The organism is Thermosynechococcus sp. M98_K2018_005, from assembly GCF_015295825.1.
In the GTDB taxonomy this organism is placed as follows: Bacteria; Cyanobacteriota; Cyanobacteriia; order Thermosynechococcales; family Thermosynechococcaceae; genus Thermosynechococcus.
The window spans coordinates 1-23,747 of sequence record NZ_DVEH01000053.1; the positions used below are offsets into that span (position 1 = coordinate 1).

Consider the following 23,747-nt stretch of genomic DNA (forward strand, 5'->3'; position numbering starts at 1 on the left):
AATGAGTAATACGTAGTCTTACCCTCCTCCATTAGATGTAAGGAAGTCGCATATGGTTGCCTCATTGTCGATTTCAATGATCTATTACTTGCGGCGGTTGTTGCGGCAGTATGAGCCATTTCTTCAGCCTGTCATCTATGAAGGGGCAGGGCTAGTGGCCAATGCAGAAGCAGACTTAGGGGCTGTATTAGAAAGCCTTTATCCAGACGTAGAGGAATTAGCTACGGTCATGGAACAGTTGGGCAGACTTATTCTTTTGCACCAGAAAAAAGACCTACTCTCTATTGAGCAACAGGAGGCAATTGCCCAGCAAATTTTCTGGATTTTGGGATTAAAATACGTCTCATCAGGTGTGGCGAAACAATCGGTAACTGCCTAGGCTGCAAAAAGACATAAACATCTTTATCGTTTTGAATAGAATTCTCAGGAAATGCTCCTGAGCATAGGAGGCTGATTTTTCCCTCAAGGCAAATTCTACTGCTATTGCACTAAACCTCAAGCTAGAATAATGTCATGGAGCACGATGCATGGTTTTTGTTTCCTCAATTTAGTTCGCCAATTATGGGTGGTCGAGCGGGTTGCGCCTTTGATTTTTCATCCAGTGCGGGCCCCTATGATCTCTTGCGGAGTGTTTGTGCCCGTTTACCCCTGTTGATTATCTTCTATAACAATGAGGGGCAAATTCATTCCATCAATCAAGAGGTGACAACCCAGTTGGGCTGGGATACAGGGGATTTGCTCTCGCGGGATTTTTTGACCCAGTGTTTTCCTGATCCGGAGACCCAGCGGCAGATTCGCTATTGGATGATTCATCCCCCCAATGGTTGGCAGGAAATGCCGGTTCATGGCGCCGATGGTCAAGTCCTAGAGATGATCTGGGCATTTGTGCGATTTCCCAATGGGGCGGGTCTGATCTGCGGCTACAACATTACCGATATGAAGTTGACCCAAGCAGCATTGCTGGAAACCAGCGATCGCTATGCGCTGTTGACCCGTGGCATCAATGATGGCATCTGGGACTGGAATCTGACGACCAATGAGACGTTTTATTCCTCCCGCTGGAAAACGATTCTTGGCTATCAGGATCACGAAATTGGCAATCACATTGACGATTGGCTGAAGCGGATACACCCCCAAGATGTCGAGCGGGTCAAATTGAATTTAATGCTCCATGTGCGCGGCCAAACCCCCCATTTCCACCAAGAATTTCGCATTCAACATCGCAATGGTTCCTATCGTTGGGTGTTGGCACGGGGGCTAGTGCTGCGGGATGTCCATGGAAATGCCACGCGGGTTGCGGGTTCCCTAACCGATTTGACGGAACATCGCCTTGCCGAGGCGCAGTTGCTCCATGATGCCCTCCATGACTCGCTCACGGGGCTAGCCAATCGCACGCTCCTCTTTGATCGCATTGAACAGGCCGCCCGCTACGGTCGTCGTCGTCCTGACTATAAATTTGCAATTTTGTTTATTGATATTGATCGCTTTAAGGTCATCAACGACAGCCTCGGCCATAGTTGCGGGGACATGATTCTCATTGAACTGGCCAATCGTCTCACCCGAATTGTGCGCCCCGATGACACTGTCGCTCGCATTGGTGGCGATGAGTTTGTGATTTTGCTGGACGATATTCGCGACAACAACGATGCCTTGGGGGTTTGCGATCGCATTCACTATGAACTGCGTAAACCCTTTATGGTCAAAGATCAACCGATTACGCTGCGGGTCAGCATCGGTGTGGCCCTGCGATCGCTCCACATTGAAAAAGCAGAAAACTACTTGCGCAATGCCGATATTGCCATGTATCGTGCCAAGTTGGCAGGAGGCAATCGCTATCAAGTCTTTAGTGAAGAAATGTATTTGATGGCGCGCGATCGCCTTTCTCTCGAAGTTGAGTTGCGCCACGCCATTGAGCGGGATGAATTTACCCTCTTCTATCAGCCCATCTATCGCCTTAGTGACAATCGTCTCTACGGTTTTGAAGCCCTGATTCGCTGGGAACATCCTACTCAAGGTTTATTGTTGCCCGAACGCTTCATTTCCCTTGCTGAGGAAACGGGACTCATTTTGCCCATTGGCGATTGGGTGATCTGGCGAGCTTGCCGCGATCTTCAGCACTGGCACGAGCAATTTCCCCAGTGTCAGGTGTCTGTGAATGTGAATTTATCGAATCGGCAACTGACGCACCCTGCCCTAGCCGAACAGGTGTTGGCGGCGCTGGAACAGACCCAGATTCCCCCCCATTGCCTAAACCTGGAAATGACGGAAAGTGTGGTCATTGATCAGCCCGATCAGGTGCGCAACATGTTACTTGAACTCAAGGCTCAAGGAATCAAGCTCAGCCTCGATGACTTTGGTATGGGCTATTCTTCCCTGTGCTACTTGACTCATCTTCCTATTGACATGCTTAAAGTCGATCGCAGCTTTGTGAAGCTGATCACTGCAACTGAGCGAAAACACCTTGTGATTGATGCCATTGTCAGCCTTGCCAAGGGGCTGGAACTAGAAGTGATTGCTGAAGGGGTGGAGCATCCCTATCAAGTGACGCGACTGCGGGAACTTGGCTGTGACTATGCCCAGGGCTATTATTTCTCGCAGCCCCTGAGTATTGAGCAGGTGGATGGCCTGCTGGCGCAGATTCATATTACTTAGAAACACCATTTCTTGCAGACCCTAAGCCTCTAGTGATGGGCTTCTGAACTGACGCGATACATCAAATATGTGCTGATGGCAATAATCAGAATTGCGGTGGCCAGGTACAGTAAGTCAACGGGCGTTTTGACACTGAAGGCAATGAGTTGCTTAAAGAAAGTTACCACCAGAGCCATGACGATTGTTTTCAGCAATTTATCCTTAAGCTGATCTAAGCTCTGAGCCTGCATCAGGGAAACATCAGTGGCGCGATCGCGAGCCAGACCCGCATCGAGTTTAGAAATAAACAGTTCATAGATACCGAGGGCAAACAGCAATAAAATAATGCCAATTAAATACAAATCAATACCCGTGATGATGTAGCCAAGGGTTTTGATATAAATTGTCGAATCCCCATAATTGCGGAACTGGATGCCCAGCCCTAGAAGAATTTCATGGCTACCGAGAATAAATAGAGCAAAGGTACTCAGTAGGCTAAAAATGACTGGAATAATGACAAAAAGACGGAAATACCAGAGAAAAGGCTCAACAAGCCTCTCCAGTCGTGACAATCGTCGCATTAAGATCACCAAAAGCTCCTAACATCCTAGCAGAGGAAAACATAGGCTACATCAAGGGCGTATGTTCCCGAAGTGTCGAAGCGCCTCAATGATCCTCAGTGGAGATGGTTGGTGTCAGCAGTGCCACGACTTTTGTCGAGCAAGAACAGCAGGGGTAGAGAGCAGATGAAGACCCCACCGACGAAACGGAATACATCGGCAAACGAGCCTACTTAGACAATTCCCTGATTAAGAGGTTGCCCATTTCACGACAGCCGACAAGCGTACAGCCTTCAGACATTAAATCGCCCGTGCGGTAGCCTTGATCTAAAACAGCAGTAATCGCTGCTTCGATCGCCTGTGCTGCCGCTGGTTGGTTGAGGCCATAACGCAGCATCATGGCTGCACTGAGCACCATTGCCAAGGGATTTGCTTTGTCTTGACCAGCAATGTCCGGTGCAGAACCATGAACCGGTTCAAACAGGCCCGGCCCTGATTCCCCTAGGCTGGCGGAGGGGAGCATACCAATACTGCCCGTGAGCATGGCGGCAATATCGGAGAGAATATCGCCAAATAAGTTACTAGTGACAATCGTGTCAAACTGTTTCGGGGCGCGCACCAGTTGCATTGCGGCATTGTCCACGTAGAGGTGGGTGAGTTCCACATCGGGATATTCAGCGCTGAGGGCAGTCAGGCGATCGCGCCACAGTTGGGAAACTTCAAGGACATTGGCTTTGTCCACCGAGCAGAGCTTGCCCTGCCGTTTGCGAGCAGTTTCAAAAGCAACACGGCCAATGCGATCAATTTCCGTGGCAGTGTAGGCCATCGTATTCACCCCCCGCTGCTCACCAGTTTCCGTGGTGAAAATACCGCGCGGTTGACCAAAGTAAATGCCGCCAGTCAGTTCGCGCACGACTATAAGATCCACACCCACAATCACTTCCGGCTTGAGGGACGAGGCATGGAGCAGTTGGGGAAAGATTTTGGCGGGGCGTAAGTTAGCAAATAAACCCAGACCAGCACGAAGGGCAAGTAATCCCGTTTCCGGGCGCAGATGACGGGGTAAGCTATCCCACTGCGTTCCGCCAATGGCGGCTAAAAGCACGGCATCACTTTCACGACAGGTTTCCAGCGTTGCTGCTGGCAAGGGGTCCCCCACAGCATCAATGGCAGAGCCGCCCACAAGGGCAGGAATAAAGTCAAAGGCCAATTCAAAGCGAGGGGCGATCGCCCGCAGCACCTCGAGGGCAACAGCCGTAATTTCTGGACCAATACCATCCCCGGCCAAAACAGCAATGCGATACGTGGTTGCCATGCCTGTCTCAAAATCACCGATCTTCTAATCTACACCAGCAGCGGTTTTCCCTTGAGGCTATTCCGAGAGATCGCCATTCGGCAGAATCGCCTCGCTCATATCCACGGCACTGAGATCAACGCCATTGAGACTGGCACCGGTAAGAATGGCTTCAATGAGATTGGCTCCCCGCAGATCAGCGCTGCTGAGATTAGCCCCCATTAAGTTGGCACCAATGAGAATAGCGGAACTCAGATCTGCTCCCCGCAACAGTGCTTGGGCAAGGCTCACTCCCCGTAAATCCGCGCCAACAAGGTTGGCTTTGTCCAAACAGGCATGACGTAAATTGGCTTCCTTGAAGGCCACTTCGCGGAGATTGGCTTCCTCAAGGCGAGCACGACGCAGATTCGCCCCAATCAAAATTGCCCGTTCTAGGTTGGCCTGCTGCAAATTGGTGGCACTGAGATTGGCACCCCGCAAATTGGCCTGTACCAGTTGACTTTCCCGCAAGACGGCATCCGCAAGATCAGCGCCCCGCAAGTAAGCTTCAGTTAAGTTGGCACGGGTGAGGTTGGCACGCTCTAGCTCGGCAAGGGTGAGATCGGTGAGCGTCAGATTGGCATCCCGCAAGATGGCTTCACTAAGTTGGGCGCCGGTGAGGTTGGCCTCACTGAGATCGGCATTAGCAAGGTTGGCACGGGTGAGATCGGCTCCTGTCAGGTTAGCTTTGCGCAGAGACACCCAGCGTAGATCGGCACTGATTAAAATTACGCCCCGCAGATCAGCCCCCCGCAGATCCGCTTGACTGAGATTGACGCCAGTGAGAATTGCCCCCCGCAAATCGGCTCCTTGCAGATTCGTGCTCTGTAGGGCAGCATCGGTGAGATCCGCACGAGAAAGGTCAATGCCTGTCAAAATACACCGACTCAGGTTGGCGCGGCGCAACCGTATCCCCGCAAAGTCGCGATCGCCAACGCTATATCGTTTCAGCAAAACATCTGGTTCCACAGTAATTTAGTCACATCCTTAAGTAGCAAATCTGCGTCTAGTTTTAGGGTTCCTCCGGCGTTGGCTAAACCTACGGTGGTGAAGTGGGTTTTAAGCGAATTCGAGCGATGTAGTGGGTCAACTGATTGTCCCGCACATAACTGGTGATGCCTAGGGCAGCAAAGGGTTGGAGCGATCGCGCCACTTCAGGTGCCAGTTCGGGCAAGAGCAAGTTATTTTGCAGTGACCCAAGGTTACTCAAATTCAGGTAGAACTGCGTGTCCTTGGGCTGGGGCAGTACTGCACGGTAGAGGGGAGAGTCGGCCAGGGAGCGCTCAGGGCGAGTACTCATATCCGTCAAAGGGCCGAGTCCTAAGAAGAGAGTCTGGTCATTCAGCCAACCATGCTGCCCCACCGGCAAACCCGGGGGAATGCGCCAAGTGGTGATTGGTTGCGGTTCTGTTGCTGTTTGTTGTACTTGCCACCGCAGGCGATCGCGAATTTGGGTATCCAGTTGGCTCAGGGTTTGACTGGCTTGGGAGCGATTGCTGGTCTGACTGAGAAAGAGCAAACTAGGGGCATTGCCCAGGGCGGGAACGGGCACAAAGGCGGCAGCAAATTCGCCATCCATCCAAGGCACAAAGGCCTGTTGCCAATCGAGGCCAGTGAGATCTTTAACCGTGCTGGCGATCGTCTCTTTTACCGAGGCGGGCGTATTCTGCCATAAATTCTTGAAGGAGCCTGTACCGTAAAAAGCAAGGGTTGTTTCCGGCACAAGACGACTGAGTTCACGGCTTGGCCCTTCACTGACGAGGGCTTGATTCTGCTCAGGGCGCCAAGTCACCGCCGCCAATTCGATTTGCTCAGGGGTCATATCTGCGGTGAGCACCATCCCTTGCAGTTCCCGCGGGGGTTCAGGCAGACTTCCCTCAGGGGCGACCATCTGACTGGCTAAAAAGGCGGGCAAGTTCAAATAGAGTTCTACCAAAGGGCGATGATCCGATAACCCTTTCACTGCCTGCTGATAGATGGGCTGGCTGGCAATGCCGTTGTTGGCTTGGGCGGTGGCAATGACTTGTTGCAGGGCGCTCTGGTGCTGACTCCAGAGGATATAGGCCTGATTCTCATGCTTAACAAGGGCAATCGCGCCGCTATCGGGGTCAGGGAGAATCCCCTTGGCCTTGAAAATTTTCACCCCGTTGATTTCTGTGAGCGGTTCGCCAATCACACTTTGCAGGAGTTGCTCCCCCATCGGTACATTTAGGGTCGGCACAATCCAAACGTAGGGCGGTACCGGCGATTCTCTAACGGATTCTGGAGTAGTGGGCAACAACACCACTGTGGCTTGGTCACCAATAAAGGGGCGCACATCCTTGAGGTAATCCAGTTGCGCCAGATTCACCCCCTTTGGCGAGAGCGGATCATAGGTGGGGACCAACCACGGTTGGGCTTGCAACAGGCCACTTTTGGCAAGGGCTTCCCAAGGCTTGGGATCCGTGGGTAAGGTGAGGGTCAGTAGGGCGCTATTGGGGGCGATCGCCATTCCGGGCGCGATCGGACGTTGACTAAACCGTTGCCATAAGAAAACCCCAGCGGCTGCCCCTACAATAACCACGGCAACACCACCCACCAGCCAAGGGCGGAACCGACGGGGAGACTGAACCGAAAGCTGAGAGTCCGTGGTCATCGCAACTCTCCAACGGGATGGTAAAGTGTGGTGCGCTGACGTGGGGTTCGCCCTAAGGAGCAAATTGCTGCCACCAGATCTGCTGGACTGACGCCCGTGCCCCCCTGTGCTCCAGCCACTGAGGTAATGTGTTCTTCCATCAGCGTTCCCCCCAAATCATTACAGCCCCAATTCAGTGCCATTGTCGCACCCCCAAGGCCAAGTTTGACCCAACTGGGCTGATGGTTGGCAATCCACTGCCCCAAAAAGAGCCGCGCCACTGCCGTCAGCACTAATGTCGGTAATAACTGCGGTTGGTGGTGTCCTACCCATTGTCGCATTGCCTTGGGGGCAAGTTCCCCCACGTAGGGCAGCAGTATAAACTCGGTGATGCGGGCGGGATAGTCGTGTTCCAAAGCCCTTTGCTGAAGTTGCTGTAGGTGTTGTAGGTGAGCCACCTGATCCGCTGGCGTTTCAATGTGGCCGCAGAGCATTGTACTGGTTGTCCACACCCCCAAACGATGGGCCGTCTCAACAATCGCAAGCCAAGTGGCGGTGTTCATTTTCTCAGGACAGATTTTTGCCCGCACCCGATCTACCAACACCTCAGCGGCGGTACCGGGCATGGAGTCTACCCCAGTCTGATGCAGGACATCAATCACTTGGGCATAGGAGAGGCCATCCTCGCGGGCAATAAATTCAATTTCTTGGGGCGAAAAGGCGTGGAGATGGATTTCAGGAAAGGCAGTTTTAATTTCCCGCACAAGGAATTGGTAATAGCACAAACTGGAGCCACATTCTTTAGCGGCTGGATTGAGTCCCCCCTGCATACAGATTTCTGTCGCCCCTTGGGCAACTGCATCAGCCACTTTGCTCAGGATCGTGTCAATGTCGAGCCAGTAGGCATCGGCAGCGGTGGCATCGCGACGAAAGGCACAAAAGCCACAGTGCTGTTCACAGATATTGGTGAAGTTGATGTTGCGGTTTATCACATAGGTGACGGTGTCCCCCACCTGTTGTTGGCGCAGGCGATCGCTAGCGGTTTGTAGTGCCCTGAGTAGAGGGGGCAATGGTTCTTGAGGATCACTGCTTGCGGCTAAGGGAAGAGCGGCTGTCAAAAGGGTGAGGGCTTGTTGGGCAGAAATGCCATTGTGGGTCAAAATCTCCTCTAGCTCGGGGATTGCCGCTATGGTCTGCATCACATCTACTCCACCTTGAGGAATAGGGCACCGTTTTTATAGCTTAACCACAGTCCTTTTCTAAAATATGGGAGACGTGGAAGGGGGAATCAGGATGGCAGCAGAAGCGGTGGGCATGGTGCAGGTCTTGGGGTACCCGGCAGCCCTTGCTGTGGCCGATACACTGGTGAAAGCGGCTCAGGTCACCCTTGTCAGTTGTGAGGGGATTGGTGCAGGCTATTGGACAGTGGTGATTCGGGGAGAGGTGGCGGACGTGAATGCGGCGGTTCGAGCAGCGCGATCGCTCAGTGGCCACGCGATCATCTCCCATCAGATTATTGCCCGCCCCGATGGCAATCTCGAACAGGTTCTACCGATTGTAGTCCCTCAGCAACCACCCGAGGATTTTCTACTTTAAGGTGTTTTGAATGGGCGGCTGAGGTAGGAGCCGTCGCACTGACCCTACTCGGCTATCAATGGCGGTAGGCGGAATTAAAGGGAGCCCCATTATGCTTTGTTTGAAAACAGCCTAGGGCAGCCTCCAGATTCTCTTCGGCACCAATCCATGCCCAAAATTGCGGAAAAGCAGTTTGAATGTCCGCTCAATCAATGGTCATTTTGTGGGTTTTGTCCCGCACAAAGAGTTCAATGTTGCTACTCACCGTATGGCAATAGTCCAAACACACTTCTAAGGGGTCAGCATTGGCCGGCAAGTTTAGCAAGATGTCCTCGCGGTATGCTTTCATCATCCAGATGCTATGGCGCTGGCGGTAGCTGCGGGCAACACTGAGGTTACCCCGCCCCAGGTGAACGTAATTAGGCGCGATCGCCATAGGTTTGATCGAGTCGTCCCAAAAACCAAGCAAGGCGATTATCCACTTCAATGTGGCGATCGGGGTAGGCCAAGTGTGCTTCCCCCAGCAGGAATGTCCGTGATTCCTGGGCGCTGTTGAAATTGGCGATGAAGGTGCAAGCCTCGGCAAACGTGACCGAATCGCAGCGACTAGTCCAGAGGACAAAAACGTTCATCACGCTAGCGCGATCCTTGTTGCAGTTGCTTCACCTGCTCGGGGGTGAGAATGGTCAGCATTTCCACACGGGTATCCTGCATCACCTTCGAGAGTTGTGTCTTTTGATCAGGGCGCAGCGAAACGGCGTCCATGGCTTCACCGGTAGATTTTCCCTGTTTGATGGCATTGCGAAAGATGCGCTGTTGGTCGCGATCAAGGATTTTGAGAATGTGATCGTTGGTGCGCAGTGTCAACCGCAGTACGGCCTGTTTTTGCTCAACACTGAGATTGAGTTTTTTCATTTGCTCAGCGGTCAATAGGCCGCCACTGGTTTGAGCCACGACTTGGGGTGAAAGGGTTGCGCCACTGATGCCTGCCACAAGGGCGATCGCCACCATGAATCGCTGAATATTCTTTTTTTTCATCGCTGCCACCTTACCACTACTGCTGCTACGCTTGTTGCTGCCCCTATTCTAGGCTGTCCAAGCGGGATGATTGAGAAGGGCGTTGATCACCTGTACGCCCCGCAGTTGATTGGTCAGGGGTAAATGTCCGCGCGGGGCACTCAAATCCCAGATGAATTCATTCGGATAGCGCGGCCACCGCTTGCCCTGCCGCCAGCCAATTTTCTCCCACAGCCGATCCCAGTTTTGACCGCAGCCTAGCCACAGTTGCCGTTGCACCGAATAGCCAAAGCGACCCAAGGAAAAGGCGAGCCACAATTGATCAATGGTTTGTAAGTCCACAATCGGGAATTGCTCCACCTCTGTAAAGTAGAGCCAGCGGCGTTTTTGTGCCAGGGGTCCCGCTAGTTCACAGAGCTTTTGCGTCGTTAGGCGATCGGCAGCTTCAAATTTCTCGGCCACCAATAATTCAGCCAGTTCCTGATAGTCCACCCCGCGATCAGAGCGCAGCGGTATCACCCCTTGAGGATAGTGTTGTTGCAAAAAGGCTTGGACAGAGGCTTCTGGGCTGTGGAACAGGAGACGATAGGCCTGACCGCGAATCCAAGGGGGGGGTGGGGGGGAAAAGGTAGCACTGTCTTTGAGAAACTCCTCCAAGAGGTGATAGCCTTCACTACCTGCCGTACTCAGGGTGGTCATGGCGGCCAGTTGGAATTTTTCGTTGCCGTTGTACAACTGCTCCCGTAAATCGGCTAAGGCTGGTTCTGTGGTGACCATGCGCCCGGTGACTCCTCCCCATGCAACTCTAAAATGCGTTGGACGATCGCCGTTGTCGAACTGGGGACCTCTACTTGAATCAGTTCAATGCGACCGCCATAGCGCTGCACAGCCGTCGCTTCCGGTAGGGTCTCCAGTTGGTAATCGCCCCCCTTGACGTAGATCTCCGGTTGGAGAACCTCGATCAGGGTCGTGGCAGTGCGATCGCTAAACAGCACCACCGCATCTACTGATCGTAAACTAGCAAGCACCTCTGCCCGCTGCTGCTCGGGAATAATTGGCCGTTTTGGCTTTAGAGTTGCCACGGAGCGATCGCTATTTAACCCCACCACCAAGCGTTTACCGAGGGCACGGGCTGCCGCCAGATAGCGCACATGACCCGCATGGATCAGGTCAAAACAGCCATTGGTAAACACCAGAGGGCGCCAATCTTGGGGTGCAGCATTGATGGTAGCCACAAGGGCTTCAAGGGTGTAAAGGTTCAGGGGACTTCTCCTAGGAACACTAACTGAGTGTGCCACGCAATAGCCCTTGGGGGCGCACCAAAAGCACCGCCATCATGATCACGAGGGCAACGGCCAGCTTGTATTCAGAAGGAATCATCAGTGTACTCATCTCCTGAGCAACGCCAATAATCAGGGCGCCAGCGATCGCCCCGTAGGGATTGCCAATGCCACCGAGAATTACACTGGCAAAGAGGGGCAAGATCAAAAACCACCCCATTGTTGGCCGCACAGCAGTAATCAAGCCATAGAGACCCCCGGCCACCCCTGTGAGCACCCCCGCCAAGAGCCAAGTACACAGCACCACCCACTCAACATCAATCCCAGACACCCGTGCCAAGTCCAGATCATCGGCTACAGCTCGCATGGCTTTGCCCACCTTGGTGCGTTGTAGGATCAAATGCACAGTGGCGATCGCCACCACCGCTAAAATCATTACAATCACCTTCGAGTAAATAATTTTCACGCCCCAAACATCAAGGGCAGGCATCACTGGTAGCCGATAGGTTTGGTTTTCACTGCCCCAAATGAGAATCACGGCATTGCGCAGCAGAAATGAAACACCAATGGAAATAATAATCAGAGTTGCTGAAGTTGCGCGGCGATCGCGCATCGGCTGCCACAGGAGCTTCTCACTCAGGAGCATCAGTCCCGCCGTTCCCAAGCCACCGATCGCCATTGAGAGCCAAATATCCAGTCCTGTTGCATTGGCCAGCAATGTCAGGTAGGCTCCCGCCGTCATAAAGTCGCCATGGGCAAAATTGGGCAGGCGCAAAATCCCAAACGTGAGCGTCAAACCTACGGCTGCAAGGGCAATAATACTCCCTACCGCTAAGCCATTAACAAACAGTTGAATCAGTTGAATATCCATGAACGATTGCGACTAAAATTTTAGGAAGTGCGCAACGGGCAACCCCTGTTCATAGAATAACGATCAAAGGAGCGGTTGCACGATACTTTTTTCTGTGATCAAGAGAATCACTCTTCTTTAAGAAAATTCAAAGTTAAGTGACAAATTTTATCACACCTTAAACTGACAAAATGTAGCGATAATAACAAATAATAGTACGGATTCCCGAAGTTTTAGGTAGGGGTTTACCCCCTTGGTCTTTTTCAGCGAGATTGCGTACCGTTGAGGCAGCCATGCTGCTGAGTCAATCGCGCGATTAGCATCAACGCATCGGTGACCAACCGTATTGTTCGAGGAGGCTTGTATGCGCATTGCTCAAATCGCCCCCCTGTGGGAACGGGTACCGCCGCCAGCCTACGGGGGTGTGGAGTTGGTGGTGAGTCTGCTCACGGAGGAGTTAGTCAAGCGAGGGCACGAGGTCACGCTGTTTGCCAGTGGCGATTCCATTACCCAAGCCAATTTGGTTTCTACCTATCCCCATGCCATTCGCCTCGATCCCAATGTGCAGGAATATGCCGTCTATGAAGCCCTTCAATTGGGAGAGGTCTTTAGTCGTGCCAATGAATTTGATGTCATCCATTCCCATGTGGGCTATACAGCTTTACCCTACGCCAGTCTGGTGAAAACACCCGTTGTTCACACGCTCCATGGTCGCTTTACGACGGATAATGAGCGCATTTTCAGCCAATATCGCAACCAAAACTACGTCAGTATTTCCCATTCCCAGCGGCAACTACGGGACTTGAACTACATTGCCACGGTCTATAACGCCATTGCCGTGGAAACCCATCACTTTTATCCCCAGCCCAGTGATCCACCCTATTTGGCCTTCTTGGGACGGCTCTCCCCAGAGAAAGGCCCTCACCATGCCATTGAAATTGCCAAGCGAGTGGGCATCCCCCTGCGGATGGCAGGCAAAGTGGATCGGGTTGATCGCGACTACTTCAAGGAATTGATTGAACCCCACATTGATGGTGAATTTATCCAATTTATCGGCGAAGCAGATCATCCAACCAAGAATGCTCTCCTAGGTGGAGCGATCGCCATGCTCTTCCCGATTACGTGGCAGGAACCCTTTGGCCTAGTGATGATTGAGTCCATGGCAGCGGGGACACCAGTGGTGGCGATCGCCAAGGGGGCAGCGCCCGAAGTCATTGAACACGGCAAAACCGGTTTCCTCTGTCACTCCGTCGAAGACTGTGTCGCTGCCGTTGCCCAAGTGCCGCAACTGGATCGCATGGCCTGTCGAGACTACGTTTGGCAGCGGTTCAGTGTTGAGCGGATGGTGAGCGAGTATGAAGCAGTTTATGATACTGTTCTCGCCAATACCTTTCTCCATAATGGACATCGTAGGGGAACGATTGAACTGCTGGCCAGTTAGGTGTATCCCTGAACCCTTTGCAAAAGTGTTTCCTTGACCGCTATTCAAAAGGTGTATTTATGCAAGCATTATCAACCCGTACAGCAAAAAGTGCACTTCCGCGGGCCTTTGCTATGCCCCAGCCGCAAGTGCCTGCGCGTCAACCCATTGCCTTGATTTCGGTTCATGGGGATCCTGCCGCTGATGTCGGCCATGAATCCGCCGGTGGTCAAAATATCTATGTACGGCAATTGGGGGAAGCCCTAGCGGCAGCCGGGTGGCACGTGGATATGTTTACCCGCAAAATCCATCCCGATGACCCGGATGTGATTGAGCACAGCCCCCACTGTCGCACCATTCGCCTCCAGGCAGGCCCTCTGACCTATATTCCGCGTGAGAAACTCTTTGAAACGTTACCGAAGTTTGTCGCAGCCTTCAAGGCTTACCATGCGAAATATGGCTATCCCCTGATCCACACCAATTACTGGCTCTCCGGCTGGGTGGGTTGGCAGTTGCGTCAGGAGTTGAATTTCCAATGGCTGCACACCTACCACTCCTTGGGGGTTGTGAAATATCAGGTGGCTTCTGAGCAAGCCCAACGGGATGAAACCCGCCTCATGGTGGAAAAAGCCATTCTTGAAAATGCCGACTGTGTGATTGTGACTAGCCCCCAAGAGGAAGCCTACCTACGGCGTTGGGTCTCCAAGGCAGGGCAAACACGTCTGATTCCCTGTGGGACAAATTTGAATCTCTTTTACCCTGTGGCCAATGCCCGTGCCCAACTGAATTTGCCTGCCGATGAACCGATTGTGCTCTATGTGGGTCGCTTTGATCCCCGCAAAGGGATTGAAACGCTGGTGGCAGCGATGGCTCAGCTGCCCCAAGGGTTGTTACTGCTTGTGGGGGGGAGTGATCCGCAGCGCAGTGATGGTGCTGAACGGCGGCGCATTGAAGGATTAGTGCAGGAGTATCATTTGGGCGATCGCGTGACCTTTGTGGGGCAAATTGACCATGAGCGCTTGGCAGTGTACTACAGTGCTGCCAATGTCTGCGTTGTGCCCAGCTACTATGAACCCTTTGGCTTGGTGGCCATTGAAGCCATGGCCTGTGGCACGCCAGTGATTGCCTCTGCGGTTGGTGGTCTGCAATTCACGGTGATTCCCGAGGAAACAGGGTTACTGGTACCCCCTCAGGATGCCACCGCCTTGGCCAAGGCCATTCAACGTATCTTGGCCGATCCCGCCTGGGCGCGTACCCTTGGGGAAAATGGCCGCGAGCGGGTACAAGCCCTCTTCAACTGGGAGGCGATCGCCCTTCAGATGGGGCAACTGTACCGGCAACTCTTTGCCGCCTCCCTCATGGGGAATTCACCTCGCTTAGAGACGGTTAAGAACACAGCCTCACTGACAACCGTGACCAAGGCGGCCTTAGTAGCTTCTTAAGCCTCTTAATTGACGTGGCAGAGTCGCTGAAGACAGGATCAAGCAGCATCACGTCTCTCTTCGCTCTGCCCAATCACTGATTGCCCTTGCTGTGAACAATTTGTTAGATTCTAGGGGGTTGTTTATCGTTTTGTATCATTTCTGAAATCCAATGGTGCGGTGGCGATCGCTTTCTCCCCTATGGCCTGATGTCATTCTAGCGGCACTAATTCTAGGCCCTTTGTTTGCGCCTTTCTTGGCCGCTAGTCATTTTCTTTTCTTGCCTAACATTGCCCACATTATCTACACGATGGGCAATCATGTATGTCCGCAGCCAGAAATGGGCTTGATGCTTGCTCCCCCTTGGAAAATGGCGGTGTGCATGCGTTGCTATGGCACCCTTTTGGGGGTTCTTTTGACCCGCTGGTGGATTCAGCGTTCCACCACTGCCCGGGAGTGGTACTGGCTGCCGCAGTATGGTCGGGGGGGCTTTTTAGTGGCGGTGTTCTTAATGCTGTTTTATCCCCTTGAGTGGGCACTGCAACACTATGGCGTCTGGGACTATTCCAATTGGATTGCCTTTCCCTTTGGGGCGATCGCTGGATTGGGCTTGGGATTACTGATCATGCCCCTGTTATATCCCAAACAGCACCTTGCCGCCTCCCGCTAGGGAGCAAACACCGAAATTTTGGTAGCCTCCGATACAAAAATTAACTAGGGCAACTTTCTACCATAGATTGTCGCTGCGGTGCGCCCAATACAGAAGGAGTAACCTATACATGGCAACGCCCCAAGAAATCTTGAATTTGATCAACAGCAAGTACGAGCTAATCGACTTGAAATTTACTGACATGCCCGGCACGTGGCAACACCTGACGGTTCATAGGAGCCAGATCAGTGAAAGTTCATTTACCGACGGTGTGCCCTTCGACGGTTCCAGTATTCGCGGTTGGAAAGCGATCAACGAATCCGACATGGTGATGGTGCCGGATCCAGATACGGCCTGGGAAGACCCCTTTATGAAAGAACCCACCCTGAGCATGATTTGCACCATCAAAGAGCCGCGCACCGGGGAACTCTACGATCGCTGCCCGCGCTCCATTGCCACCCGTGCCGTTGAGTATCTAAAGGCAACCGGCATTGGCGATACGGCTTACTTTGGCCCCGAAGCTGAGTTCTTTGTTTTTGATGACGTTCGCTACGACCAAGACCAAAAGTCTGGCTACTACTACGTTGATAGTATTGAAGGTCTTTGGAACACTGGCCGCGAAGAAGAAGGGGGCAACCTTGGCTACAAAATCCGTGGCAAAGAGGGCTACTTCCCCGTTGCGCCCACGGATACGCTGCAAGACCTGCGTACAGAAATGCTCTTGACGATGGCTAAGTGCGGTGTGCCCATTGAAAAGCATCACCACGAAGTGGCCACAGCGGGTCAGTGCGAGTTGGGTTTCCGCTTTGGTACTCTGATTCAAGCCGCCGACTGGCTGATGACCTATAAGTACTGCGTCAAGAATGTTGCCCGCAAGCACGGCAAAGTGGCAACCTTTATGCCCAAGCCTGTCTTCAACGACAATGGTTCGGGGATGCACACCCACCAGTCCATTTGGAAAGATGGTCAGCCCCTGTTCTGGGGAGAGGGCTACGCCAATTTGAGCCAAACTGCCCTCTGGTACATTGGTGGTATTCTCAAGCACGCTCCAGCACTGTTGGCCTTTACCAACCCGACAACGAACTCTTACAAACGACTGGTTCCCGGCTTTGAAGCCCCCGTGAACCTTGCCTATTCCCAAGGCAACCGCTCTGCCTCTGTGCGGATTCCCCTCACCGGTTCCAATCCCAAAGCGAAGCGCCTAGAGTTTCGTTGCCCCGATGCCACGAGTAACCCCTACCTTGCCTTTGCAGCGATGCTGTGTGCCGGGATTGATGGCATCAAGAATCAAATTGATCCGGGTAGCCCCTTGGATGTTGATATCTACGACCTTAGCCCCGAAGAACTGGCCAAGATTCCCTCGACCCCCGGTTCACTCATGGCGGCTCTGGAAAACCTGCAAAAGGATCATAGCTTCCTCACAGCGGGCGGTGTCTTTAGCGAAGACTTTATCCTCAACTGGATTCAGTACAAGCTGGACACAGAAGTGATTCCCATGTCCCTGCGTCCTCACCCCTATGAATTCACCCTCTACTTTGATGCCTAGGGCAGTGAATCGCTAGAGCCTTGCATTTAGGGACATAGCACTCAGAGGCACTCATCAAGGGTTGCCTCTTTTATTTTTGCTGCCGATTCTTCCCTGACAGAGGTTTTGCCCGTAGTTGCCTAGGGCTGGAATTTCTGATAAGTTGGAGTCTTATTAAAAATTAACAGTCCTATTTTTGGGTGTCGTGTTTGGGGAATGTTTTTCCTTAAGAATGAGGTTGTAGGGTCTGATGCTACGCGCGGGAATTGTCGGCCTACCGAATGTGGGCAAATCAACACTGTTTAATGCCCTTGTGGCCAATGCTAAGGCTGAGGCGGCCAATTTTCCGTTTTGTACGATTGAACCCAATGTCGGTGTGGTGGCCGTCCCCGATGAACGGCTAGAGGTACTGGCAAAAATTTCCCAATCAGCGCAGATTGTGCCGACACGGGTGGAGTTTGTGGATATTGCGGGTTTGGTGAAGGGAGCCAGCAAAGGGGAAGGATTGGGCAACCAGTTCTTGGCAAATATTCGCGAGGTGGATGCCATTGTTCACGTGGTGCGCTGCTTTGAAGATGAGGATATTGTCCACGTGGCAGGTCGCGTCAATCCTGTCGAGGATATTGCAGTCATTAACTTAGAGTTGGCCCTGGCAGATTTAGCGCAAATAGAAAAGCGCATTGAACGCACCCGTAAGGCAGCGCGATCGCAAAAAGAGGCACAGATTGAACTCACGGCTCTTGAAAAGCTCCTTGGCGTCCTCAATGAGGGACAGCCTGCTCGTCTATGTCAACTGACGGAGGACGAAGAAGCAGCCATTCGCTTTCTCGGATTGCTCACCCGTAAGCCTGTGATCTATGCCGCTAACGTTGCTGAGCAGGAGTTGGCCACCGGCAATGAATGGACGGCGGCGGTTCAGGAGATTGCCCAGCAGGAGGGGGCGGAGGTGGTGATTGTCTCTGCTCAGGTGGAGGCTGAACTTGTGGATTTGCCCGCGGACGATCGCGCCGAGTATCTCGCCAGTCTTGGCGTCAGTGAAGGGGGCTTGCGATCGCTGATTCGCTCAACCTATAAGCTTCTTGGTCTGCAAACCTTCTTTACCACAGGGCCGAAGGAAACCCGAGCGTGGACGATTCCAGCAGGTGCCAAAGCGCCCCAAGCGGCAGGCGTCATTCACAGTGACTTTGAGCGGGGCTTCATTCGCGCCGAGACGGTGAGCTACGAAGACCTAGTGGCCTGTCAGTCCATGACGGTGGCTAAGGAAAAAGGCCTAGTCCGCAGTGAAGGTAAAGACTACGTTGTGCAGGAGGGAGATGTGATGCTCTTCCGTTTCAACGTTTAACGACTCCTCCTGACAACTTATAACAACGTTCCGACAATGGGGTAAACCAAAGGCGGTACAATTAAGGCCATCGTCACCCCCACCGCTGCGAGCGCGCTGAGGAGAACCGCACCAGCGGCACAATCTTTGGCAATGCGGGCAAGCTCGTGATATTCTTTGCCAACGGTGAGATCCACCACCGCTTCAAGAGCCGTATTCAGCAGCTCTAGCCCCATGACAATACCAATTGTCAGGAAAATCACTGCCACCTCAACGGGGGGAAGTTTTAGCAAACCACTGAGGGCGATCGCGCTAAGACCCACTGCGGTGTGAATCCGAAAATTGCGCTGAGTCTGGAAAGCATAGACCACTCCCGCCCACGCATAACGGAAACTATTCGGTAAGGAGGACGCCACACGATAGGAGCGCTGTCGCAGTACGATTGTCCCCAATACTTTCTCAGCATAGGTGGCAAGAACTTTTTGTGTCATCACGTTACCCATCACACTAAACATTGGTCTTTAAGCGTTGACGCTGAATTTCATACACCTTAAAAAGTTTTTCAAAAAATTTGGCTGTTAACGCCTTCCATTTAAGCACAGGTTTTCCGATTTCGTTCCTAGCCCATCATTGAGGGGAAATCGGGGGTGTAAGACCCACCACTTCGAGGCACTGAGCCTGCTGAGCCAGCATCCGTGCCAGTTGAGTCTCATCGGGATGATCCCAGCCGAGGAGGTGGAGGAGGCCATGGCAGGCGAGCCAAGTCATCTCGATGGAGAGGGAATGCCCCCCTTCGGTGGCTTGCCGACGGGCTGTGTCCCCAGAAATAATGATGTCGCCAAGGTATTCAGGTTCCTCCAGAGACAGCGGGAGGACGTCATCGCGAGTAGCAAAGGCAAGGACATCCGTCGGGGTGTCGCGATCGCGATACTGACAATTAAGCACTTGAATTTCAGCATCCGTCGTCAAACGCAGTGTCACTTCATAGGCTTTATCTTGGTTAGGTTCAACCATGGCAATCCACGTGTGAAACCATACTTGCCAAGGAAGTGCTGCTACCTCAGCGCTCAGGGAGGGATCGTGAAGTTCTAGATAGACGGTAACCGTCATGCCTGCGTTCTCCCTAACGGGTGAGGTAGGACAAGCCCACCAACAAGGCCAACAGACCGATACTGGTGAGGGCAAAATGGGTCAGGGATTTGCCCCCCTTGCGCACCATGTTCCGCATGGCCAATTTGACATAACTGGGCTGCTCGGCAGGGGAGGACGTGGGTTCTGGGGACTCACTCATGGGATTTCACTGCTATGGACAATCTTCATGAATTTTAACAAAGGGCGCTTGACTTCAATAGCGCGATCGCGGGCAATGATTGGCCACCGATTGCACCAGCCCCAAACCAATGTAGGTTGCTAAAAGAGCAGAACGCCCATAGCTGAGGAAGGGCAAGGGAATGCCTGTCACAGGCAATAGGTTCATGGTCATGCCGATATTGACCACCGCTTGGAACATCACCATGGCAAAAAGACCGATCGCCAACAGCGAGCCAAAATCATCGCGGGCACTATTGGCAATTTGCAGCAGCCGCAGGCCAATCAACCAAAACAGCCCTAAAACCAGCAACCCACCCAAAAAGCCTAATTCCTCACCGATGGCGGAAAAAATAAAGTCCGTGTGCTGCTCAGGGATAAACCCCAATTGTGTCTGCGTGCCGTGAAACAGCCCTCGCCCCCAGAGGCCACCCGCGCCAATGGCAATGCGGGATTGGATCAGGTGATAGCCTGCCCCCAAGGGATCCTTATCGGGGTCTAAAAACATTAAGAGGCGGTCTTTTTGGTAGTCCTTGAGAACACTCCACAGCAATTGCCCCAGCCCTGCCCCCGCAAGATTGAGAACAATGCCGCCGATCGCCCCAATCCACCCCAAGGGAAGATTTTGCCATGCCACAATCCCCATCGCCAATGTCCACAAAAACCACAGCACCAGATTCAGTTCATAGGGCAGCGGTAGGGCAAAGAGAATGGCCGCCACCAAAGGGGAGAGCATCAGCACAATCCAGCCCAAACGGGCATTGGCCCAATAGAGCATGCCCAAGGTGATGGCGCCAAAGACAAGGGAAGTACCCAGATCAGGTTCCGATAAAATCAACCCTAGGGGCAAGACCGTTGCCGCAAACACCCGTAGAATACCGCTGAGGCCATTGGCAGGCACTCGCTGGAGTAGGGCAGCTTGGGTGAGGATAATCGAGATTTTGGCAAATTCTGAAGGCTGGAGGTTAAAGCCCGCAATGGGCAGCCAACTTTGGGCACCGTTAGCTTCAACACCAAATAAGCTCACAGCCAGTAGGAGGGCACAACTGATGCCATAGACCCACCAATGGACTGAGATAAAGACCGATGTTGGCACCCGTGCCAGTAGGAAAAGTAAAATCGTACCCACGCCCGCGATCGCCAGATGTTGGAAGCCATCCTTTTCGCCAATGTGCAGCTCGGCACTGTGAATGGCCACTGCCCCCAACAGCGTAATCAACCATACTGCAATTAAAAGTAGCCAATCCATCCCCCGCCAAGGGTGGAGCCAAGCAGACCAGCGGCGTTGCCATAGCCGAGTTGTCCAAAACATCGCCAAATATCCTTCGTTCGCACTAGGCTGGAACAGTGGTGGTTTGATCAAGATTCCCATTCTATCCTGAGTGGATCCATGCTTCGGTGGCGACAGCGTTGGTCAAGGCTTTTGTGGTCAATTTTGGGGCGGCTGCTGCTGGTGATGCTGCTGATTGCCTTGTTACCAATGGGGATGGTGGTGCTCTACAACCAAACTGAAAGCGCTGAGATGATGAAGCGCTTAGAAATTGATGCCCTGCAACTGCTGGCGATCAGTAAAGCCCGTTCCCTTGATCGCCTTTTTCAGGATGCCCTTAATGACACTCTCTTGGTGGCCAACGACGGTGTTGTACAGCGTTTCCTCAGGAGCAATACCCATGGCGCCATCGAGCAAGCAAGGATAAACAACCTCCTTGAGGATGTCCAGAACCTGAACCCAGCCTACTATCAAGTGATTCTCCTCAATCGTGAGGGTCAAGCGATCGCAGGGACACGGGGTACCCGTCTGGGTCTCGACTACAAGAACACCCCCCTCTGGCAGCAGGCGGCAACAGCAAATTACTTCATTTCTCGGGTCAAAATCAATAGCGCGATTGCTGAGCGACCCCTGTTTGTTGTCTTCCAAACGATTATTGATAGCAATGATGAACGACTGGGAGCAGTTCTACTACCTCTACAAGCGACCGCAGTCAAAGACATCGTGACCTACCTAGTGCCCGATATTCACGGTGAATCTTTTCTGATTGATGATCACGGTCTGATTCTTAGCACAACCAATCCCCACCTGCATCTTCATAGCATTGAACCACTCCCCCCCGAGATTCGCGACCAATATTTTCTCTTGACATCGCCTCAACCTATTCCCACAGTGGCAGATCGCAGCTACACCTTGCGCAATGTTTTTCTCAAGGCCAAATCAAAAGAGGTCGGTGCTCTCCTCACCAGTCGTTCTTCCCGAGGCGATGCCGATGATATCTATGCCTATGCGCCCCTGACCCGTCATCAGGGCGTTGTCGTGGTGAGTGTACGGTTGCGCGAGTTTCTATCGCCCTTAGAGCGGTTGGCTACCCAAGGTTTCCTCAGTCTTCTCTGTGTTGGTGTTGGGGTCATTCTCATTTCTCTAATTGTGGCTCGTTCGATTACTAAGCCGATTCGTGCCCTTGTCAGTGCTGCCCACGCCCTCAAGCATGACCAGTTTGACCAGTTTGATCCCAGAGTTCTCACGCACTATGCTCAAGGGAGTGACGACATGGCAGAACTGGCGCAAGTCTTTTTGGAGATGGCACAGGCGGTAGAGCAGCGCCAAGATCAACTGGAGGAGAAACTGAGTGAGCTAAAAATCGAAATTGACCAAGAAAAACGCAAAAAATCCGTTGCTGAAATTACCAGCACCGACTACTTTCAAGAACTGCGCCAACGGGCACAACAACTGCGCCAACGTGCCCATACCAAATCTCCCACGCCTGCCACACATCCACAGATACGGCATACTGAGGGTGAAGCACGCAAAGATGAGCCACCACTGCCGACATGAGCCTTCCTGCGCCAACTTTGGCTGAATTGCCCCTCCATCCCTATATCGATGGTTCAGGTCATGTGGCACCTGATCTCAAGGGGGCGATCGGTCTCTATGCCATTTTTGATGCTACTGGCAGCGTGCAGTACATTGGCTATTCACGGGATATGCGACTGAGTTTGCTGCAACACCTTGTGCGTTGTCCCCAGCAGTGTCGTGGCTATAAGGCGATCACCATCGAACGTCCCGATCGCCGGTGGCTAGAAGCCGTAAAACAACAGTGGCTAGCGGAATTGGGAGCCGTGCCCCTCGGCAACGATCGCGATCGCCCCCAGTGGGAAAATGCCATTGATGTCAGAGAGCAAATGACCGAGGCCGAACACATCGCATGGGCGAGTGCCGATCCATTCACGCAACCGAAACTGCTGAAACAGGTGGCGCGGCGGGTTGAAGCAGCCATTCTTGAACAGCTACGGCAGCGATCGCTACAGGAGCCGCTGGTCTTTAACGCCAAACTAAAGGAAAGTGGACGGCTGGACCTCAAATGACGACTTCTCCCCCCCTGACCTCTAGCCAAATCTGGCAGATCAATCAACTCCTGCGCCAAGCGGGGCAGCGGGCACGGCAACTAGCACAGCAACCCTTTGAGGTCATTGAAAAGGGACGCCAAGATTTTGCCACCAGTATTGATCGCTTCTTGGATCGGCTGCTAAGTCAGAAATTTCGCGCTTGGTTTCCTGAGGATGGCATCATCAGCGAGGAAAATGCCGCCTCCCAAGCGGTCTTCCAAGAACCGAAAAATCGCTACTGGCTGATTGATCCCCTCGATGGTACTGATGATCTGATTCACCATCGCCAAGGCTATGCCCTGATGGTTGGTTTGCTGGAGCACTACAGTCCAGTGGCGGGTTGGATCTATGCCCCCAATCTGGATCATCTCTACTACGGCGGTAAAGATTGGGGACTCTTTCAGATGAGCAGTGGCGGGCCGCCTGTACCCCTGTTACCCGTTTGCCCGCCTTCCCCTAGTGAACACCATTGCCCGATCATGATTGGCTATCGCGACTACTGCACCTACGGTGATGCGATTCATCGGGTGTTGCCCCAAGTGGAATTTCGCTTTCTAGGCAGTTTTGGCCTCAAGGTGATTGAAGTCATTTTGGGACGGGCGGGACTGTACCTCTACTTAAATCAGCGGGTGAAGCTCTGGGACACCACAGCCCCTTTGGCTTTAGCAACGGCAGCAGGTTTGGTGTGCACCGATTTGCAGGGAAATCCCTTGCGCTTTGATGCTACGGGGTTACAGGAACAGACCCTTGCCCATCAGCAACCGATCCTCATTGGCTGGCCAGAGTATATTACTGCCTTGCGATCGCCCTTAGTGGAGGCGATTACGGCGGTTCAACTGTCCCTTGGTTCTGCCTAGAATCCTCT

Annotated in this window: 26 protein-coding genes; 11 read left to right on the plus strand and 15 right to left on the minus strand. The window is 52.9% G+C overall.

The genetic code is table 11. From position 1 onward, the window contains the following. Nucleotides 1-52: 52 nt before the first annotated feature. Nucleotides 53-379, plus strand: coding sequence for a hypothetical protein (locus IGQ15_RS07630; protein ID WP_297050424.1), 327 nt, complete (start codon nt 53-55; stop codon nt 377-379). Between the two features lie 134 nt (nt 380-513). Next, nucleotides 514-2,652, plus strand: a complete 2,139-nt coding sequence (locus IGQ15_RS07635; protein ID WP_297050426.1) for a GGDEF domain-containing phosphodiesterase — start codon at nt 514-516, stop codon at nt 2,650-2,652. A gap of 29 nt (nt 2,653-2,681) precedes the next feature. On the opposite strand, the gene IGQ15_RS07640 is transcribed toward IGQ15_RS07635, so the two are convergent. From IGQ15_RS07640 to cofH, 5 genes are all read right to left on the minus strand, one after another. After that, the gene (locus IGQ15_RS07640) at nt 2,682-3,212 is read right to left on the minus strand and encodes a YqhA family protein (RefSeq protein WP_297050482.1); all 531 of its coding nucleotides are present in this window, start codon (nt 3,210-3,212) and stop codon (nt 2,682-2,684) included. A gap of 208 nt (nt 3,213-3,420) precedes the next feature. After that, the gene (gene leuB, locus IGQ15_RS07645) at nt 3,421-4,506 is read right to left on the minus strand and encodes a 3-isopropylmalate dehydrogenase (RefSeq protein ID WP_297050427.1); all 1,086 of its coding nucleotides are present in this window, start codon (nt 4,504-4,506) and stop codon (nt 3,421-3,423) included. A 57-nt stretch (nt 4,507-4,563) separates the two neighbouring features. Next, nucleotides 4,564-5,478: a pentapeptide repeat-containing protein gene (locus IGQ15_RS07650; RefSeq protein WP_297050429.1), complete on the minus strand. Its 915-nt coding sequence runs from the start codon at nt 5,476-5,478 to the stop codon at nt 4,564-4,566. Nucleotides 5,479-5,563: 85 nt separating this feature from the next. Next, complete coding sequence (locus tag IGQ15_RS07655; protein WP_297050431.1) at nt 5,564-7,159, minus strand: DUF3352 domain-containing protein; 1,596 nt, start codon at nt 7,157-7,159, stop codon at nt 5,564-5,566. Then, the gene (gene cofH / locus IGQ15_RS07660) at nt 7,156-8,337 is read right to left on the minus strand and encodes a 7,8-didemethyl-8-hydroxy-5-deazariboflavin synthase subunit CofH (RefSeq protein WP_297050484.1); all 1,182 of its coding nucleotides are present in this window, start codon (nt 8,335-8,337) and stop codon (nt 7,156-7,158) included. Before cofH ends, IGQ15_RS07655 begins: the two co-directional genes overlap by 4 nt. Nucleotides 8,338-8,431: 94 nt before the next feature. Between cofH and IGQ15_RS07665 the strand changes: the two genes are divergently transcribed. Beyond that, a complete protein-coding gene (locus tag IGQ15_RS07665; protein ID WP_297050433.1) occupies nt 8,432-8,734 on the plus strand; it encodes a carbon dioxide-concentrating mechanism protein CcmK in 303 nt (100 codons plus the stop codon). 184 nt (nt 8,735-8,918) lie between these two features. Here the strand turns inward: IGQ15_RS07665 and IGQ15_RS07670 are convergent, their stop codons facing one another. The 6 genes from IGQ15_RS07670 to IGQ15_RS07695 are packed head-to-tail and all read right to left on the minus strand — an operon-like array spanning nt 8,919 to nt 11,881. Continuing rightward, nucleotides 8,919-9,149, minus strand: coding sequence for a hypothetical protein (locus IGQ15_RS07670; protein ID WP_297050435.1), 231 nt, complete (start codon nt 9,147-9,149; stop codon nt 8,919-8,921). Beyond that, nucleotides 9,133-9,345, minus strand: coding sequence for a hypothetical protein (locus IGQ15_RS07675; RefSeq protein ID WP_297050437.1), 213 nt, complete (start codon nt 9,343-9,345; stop codon nt 9,133-9,135). The genes IGQ15_RS07670 and IGQ15_RS07675 overlap by 17 nt, the downstream gene beginning before the upstream one ends. A 4-nt stretch (nt 9,346-9,349) precedes the next feature. Continuing rightward, complete coding sequence (locus IGQ15_RS07680) at nt 9,350-9,751, minus strand: hypothetical protein (protein WP_297050438.1); 402 nt, start codon at nt 9,749-9,751, stop codon at nt 9,350-9,352. Between the two features lie 48 nt (nt 9,752-9,799). Continuing rightward, on the minus strand, nt 9,800-10,507 hold the full coding sequence (locus IGQ15_RS07685; RefSeq protein ID WP_297050440.1) for a GUN4 domain-containing protein: 708 nt from the start codon (nt 10,505-10,507) through the stop codon (nt 9,800-9,802). After that, nucleotides 10,483-11,028, minus strand: a complete 546-nt coding sequence (gene rfaE2 / locus IGQ15_RS07690; protein WP_297050443.1) for a D-glycero-beta-D-manno-heptose 1-phosphate adenylyltransferase — start codon at nt 11,026-11,028, stop codon at nt 10,483-10,485. Before rfaE2 ends, IGQ15_RS07685 begins: the two co-directional genes overlap by 25 nt. Then, a complete protein-coding gene (locus tag IGQ15_RS07695; RefSeq protein ID WP_297050445.1) occupies nt 11,012-11,881 on the minus strand; it encodes a branched-chain amino acid ABC transporter permease in 870 nt (289 codons plus the stop codon). Before IGQ15_RS07695 ends, rfaE2 begins: the two co-directional genes overlap by 17 nt. A 343-nt stretch (nt 11,882-12,224) precedes the next feature. Between IGQ15_RS07695 and IGQ15_RS07700 the strand changes: the two genes are divergently transcribed. The 5 genes from IGQ15_RS07700 (at nt 12,225) to ychF (ending at nt 18,217) form a co-directional block, all read left to right on the plus strand. Further along, entirely contained in the window at nt 12,225-13,301 is a 1,077-nt protein-coding gene (locus tag IGQ15_RS07700) for a glycosyltransferase family 4 protein (protein WP_297050447.1), read from the plus strand. A 113-nt stretch (nt 13,302-13,414) separates the two neighbouring features. Then, the gene (locus IGQ15_RS07705) at nt 13,415-14,722 is read left to right on the plus strand and encodes a glycosyltransferase family 1 protein (protein ID WP_297050449.1); all 1,308 of its coding nucleotides are present in this window, start codon (nt 13,415-13,417) and stop codon (nt 14,720-14,722) included. 151 nt (nt 14,723-14,873) lie between these two features. Beyond that, nucleotides 14,874-15,371 (plus strand): DUF2085 domain-containing protein, encoded by a 498-nt coding sequence (locus IGQ15_RS07710; RefSeq protein WP_297050451.1) that lies wholly within the window; start codon nt 14,874-14,876, stop codon nt 15,369-15,371. Nucleotides 15,372-15,480: 109 nt separating this feature from the next. Beyond that, complete coding sequence (gene glnA / locus IGQ15_RS07715; RefSeq protein WP_297050453.1) at nt 15,481-16,896, plus strand: type I glutamate--ammonia ligase; 1,416 nt, start codon at nt 15,481-15,483, stop codon at nt 16,894-16,896. Between the two features lie 229 nt (nt 16,897-17,125). Then, nucleotides 17,126-18,217, plus strand: coding sequence for a redox-regulated ATPase YchF (ychF, locus tag IGQ15_RS07720; RefSeq protein WP_297050454.1), 1,092 nt, complete (start codon nt 17,126-17,128; stop codon nt 18,215-18,217). Nucleotides 18,218-18,234: 17 nt separating this feature from the next. Here the strand turns inward: ychF and IGQ15_RS07725 are convergent, their stop codons facing one another. The 4 genes from IGQ15_RS07725 to rodA form a co-directional block, all read right to left on the minus strand. After that, nucleotides 18,235-18,687: a diacylglycerol kinase family protein gene (locus tag IGQ15_RS07725; protein ID WP_297050456.1), complete on the minus strand. Its 453-nt coding sequence runs from the start codon at nt 18,685-18,687 to the stop codon at nt 18,235-18,237. Nucleotides 18,688-18,823: 136 nt separating this feature from the next. Continuing rightward, nucleotides 18,824-19,306 carry an rRNA maturation RNase YbeY gene (gene ybeY, locus IGQ15_RS07730; protein ID WP_297050458.1) on the minus strand — a complete coding sequence of 161 codons (483 nt, stop codon included), beginning with the start codon at nt 19,304-19,306 and terminating at the stop codon, nt 18,824-18,826. 13 nt (nt 19,307-19,319) lie between these two features. Then, the gene (locus IGQ15_RS07735) at nt 19,320-19,487 is read right to left on the minus strand and encodes a DUF3285 domain-containing protein (RefSeq protein WP_181496759.1); all 168 of its coding nucleotides are present in this window, start codon (nt 19,485-19,487) and stop codon (nt 19,320-19,322) included. Between the two features lie 54 nt (nt 19,488-19,541). Beyond that, nucleotides 19,542-20,816 (minus strand): rod shape-determining protein RodA, encoded by a 1,275-nt coding sequence (gene rodA, locus IGQ15_RS07740; RefSeq protein ID WP_297050461.1) that lies wholly within the window; start codon nt 20,814-20,816, stop codon nt 19,542-19,544. 78 nt (nt 20,817-20,894) lie between these two features. Between rodA and IGQ15_RS07745 the strand changes: the two genes are divergently transcribed. From IGQ15_RS07745 to IGQ15_RS07755, 3 genes are read left to right on the plus strand one after another with little or no spacing between them, the layout of a single operon-like run. After that, nucleotides 20,895-22,331, plus strand: a complete 1,437-nt coding sequence (locus IGQ15_RS07745; RefSeq protein ID WP_297050463.1) for a cache domain-containing protein — start codon at nt 20,895-20,897, stop codon at nt 22,329-22,331. After that, a complete protein-coding gene (locus IGQ15_RS07750) occupies nt 22,328-22,861 on the plus strand; it encodes a GIY-YIG nuclease family protein (RefSeq protein ID WP_297050465.1) in 534 nt (177 codons plus the stop codon). Before IGQ15_RS07745 ends, IGQ15_RS07750 begins: the two co-directional genes overlap by 4 nt. Beyond that, nucleotides 22,858-23,739, plus strand: coding sequence for an inositol monophosphatase family protein (locus IGQ15_RS07755; RefSeq protein WP_297050467.1), 882 nt, complete (start codon nt 22,858-22,860; stop codon nt 23,737-23,739). Before IGQ15_RS07750 ends, IGQ15_RS07755 begins: the two co-directional genes overlap by 4 nt. Nucleotides 23,740-23,747 lie beyond the last annotated feature (8 nt).

What these genes read in the sequence shown, in the direction of transcription:
- cofH (WP_297050484.1), bottom strand. Translation starts at nt 8,337, where the DNA reads ATGCAGACCATAGCGGCAATCCCCGAGCTAGAGGAGATTTTGACCCAC.
- glnA (WP_297050453.1), top strand. Translation starts at nt 15,481, where the DNA reads ATGGCAACGCCCCAAGAAATCTTGAATTTGATCAACAGCAAGTACGAG.
- IGQ15_RS07750 (WP_297050465.1), top strand. Translation starts at nt 22,328, where the DNA reads ATGAGCCTTCCTGCGCCAACTTTGGCTGAATTGCCCCTCCATCCCTAT.
- IGQ15_RS07705 (WP_297050449.1), top strand. Translation starts at nt 13,415, where the DNA reads ATGCCCCAGCCGCAAGTGCCTGCGCGTCAACCCATTGCCTTGATTTCG.
- IGQ15_RS07685 (WP_297050440.1), bottom strand. Translation starts at nt 10,507, where the DNA reads ATGGTCACCACAGAACCAGCCTTAGCCGATTTACGGGAGCAGTTGTAC.
- leuB (WP_297050427.1), bottom strand. Translation starts at nt 4,506, where the DNA reads ATGGCAACCACGTATCGCATTGCTGTTTTGGCCGGGGATGGTATTGGT.
- IGQ15_RS07725 (WP_297050456.1), bottom strand. Translation starts at nt 18,687, where the DNA reads ATGACACAAAAAGTTCTTGCCACCTATGCTGAGAAAGTATTGGGGACA.
- IGQ15_RS07630 (WP_297050424.1), top strand. Translation starts at nt 53, where the DNA reads ATGGTTGCCTCATTGTCGATTTCAATGATCTATTACTTGCGGCGGTTG.
- IGQ15_RS07745 (WP_297050463.1), top strand. Translation starts at nt 20,895, where the DNA reads ATGCTTCGGTGGCGACAGCGTTGGTCAAGGCTTTTGTGGTCAATTTTG.
- IGQ15_RS07700 (WP_297050447.1), top strand. Translation starts at nt 12,225, where the DNA reads ATGCGCATTGCTCAAATCGCCCCCCTGTGGGAACGGGTACCGCCGCCA.
- rodA (WP_297050461.1), bottom strand. Translation starts at nt 20,816, where the DNA reads ATGTTTTGGACAACTCGGCTATGGCAACGCCGCTGGTCTGCTTGGCTC.
- ybeY (WP_297050458.1), bottom strand. Translation starts at nt 19,306, where the DNA reads ATGACGGTTACCGTCTATCTAGAACTTCACGATCCCTCCCTGAGCGCT.
- IGQ15_RS07735 (WP_181496759.1), bottom strand. Translation starts at nt 19,487, where the DNA reads ATGAGTGAGTCCCCAGAACCCACGTCCTCCCCTGCCGAGCAGCCCAGT.
- IGQ15_RS07695 (WP_297050445.1), bottom strand. Translation starts at nt 11,881, where the DNA reads ATGGATATTCAACTGATTCAACTGTTTGTTAATGGCTTAGCGGTAGGG.
- ychF (WP_297050454.1), top strand. Translation starts at nt 17,126, where the DNA reads ATGCTACGCGCGGGAATTGTCGGCCTACCGAATGTGGGCAAATCAACA.
- IGQ15_RS07710 (WP_297050451.1), top strand. Translation starts at nt 14,874, where the DNA reads ATGGTGCGGTGGCGATCGCTTTCTCCCCTATGGCCTGATGTCATTCTA.
- IGQ15_RS07635 (WP_297050426.1), top strand. Translation starts at nt 514, where the DNA reads ATGGAGCACGATGCATGGTTTTTGTTTCCTCAATTTAGTTCGCCAATT.
- IGQ15_RS07665 (WP_297050433.1), top strand. Translation starts at nt 8,432, where the DNA reads ATGGCAGCAGAAGCGGTGGGCATGGTGCAGGTCTTGGGGTACCCGGCA.
- IGQ15_RS07680 (WP_297050438.1), bottom strand. Translation starts at nt 9,751, where the DNA reads ATGAAAAAAAAGAATATTCAGCGATTCATGGTGGCGATCGCCCTTGTG.
- IGQ15_RS07640 (WP_297050482.1), bottom strand. Translation starts at nt 3,212, where the DNA reads ATGCGACGATTGTCACGACTGGAGAGGCTTGTTGAGCCTTTTCTCTGG.
- IGQ15_RS07670 (WP_297050435.1), bottom strand. Translation starts at nt 9,149, where the DNA reads ATGGCGATCGCGCCTAATTACGTTCACCTGGGGCGGGGTAACCTCAGT.
- IGQ15_RS07655 (WP_297050431.1), bottom strand. Translation starts at nt 7,159, where the DNA reads ATGACCACGGACTCTCAGCTTTCGGTTCAGTCTCCCCGTCGGTTCCGC.
- IGQ15_RS07675 (WP_297050437.1), bottom strand. Translation starts at nt 9,345, where the DNA reads ATGAACGTTTTTGTCCTCTGGACTAGTCGCTGCGATTCGGTCACGTTT.
- IGQ15_RS07755 (WP_297050467.1), top strand. Translation starts at nt 22,858, where the DNA reads ATGACGACTTCTCCCCCCCTGACCTCTAGCCAAATCTGGCAGATCAAT.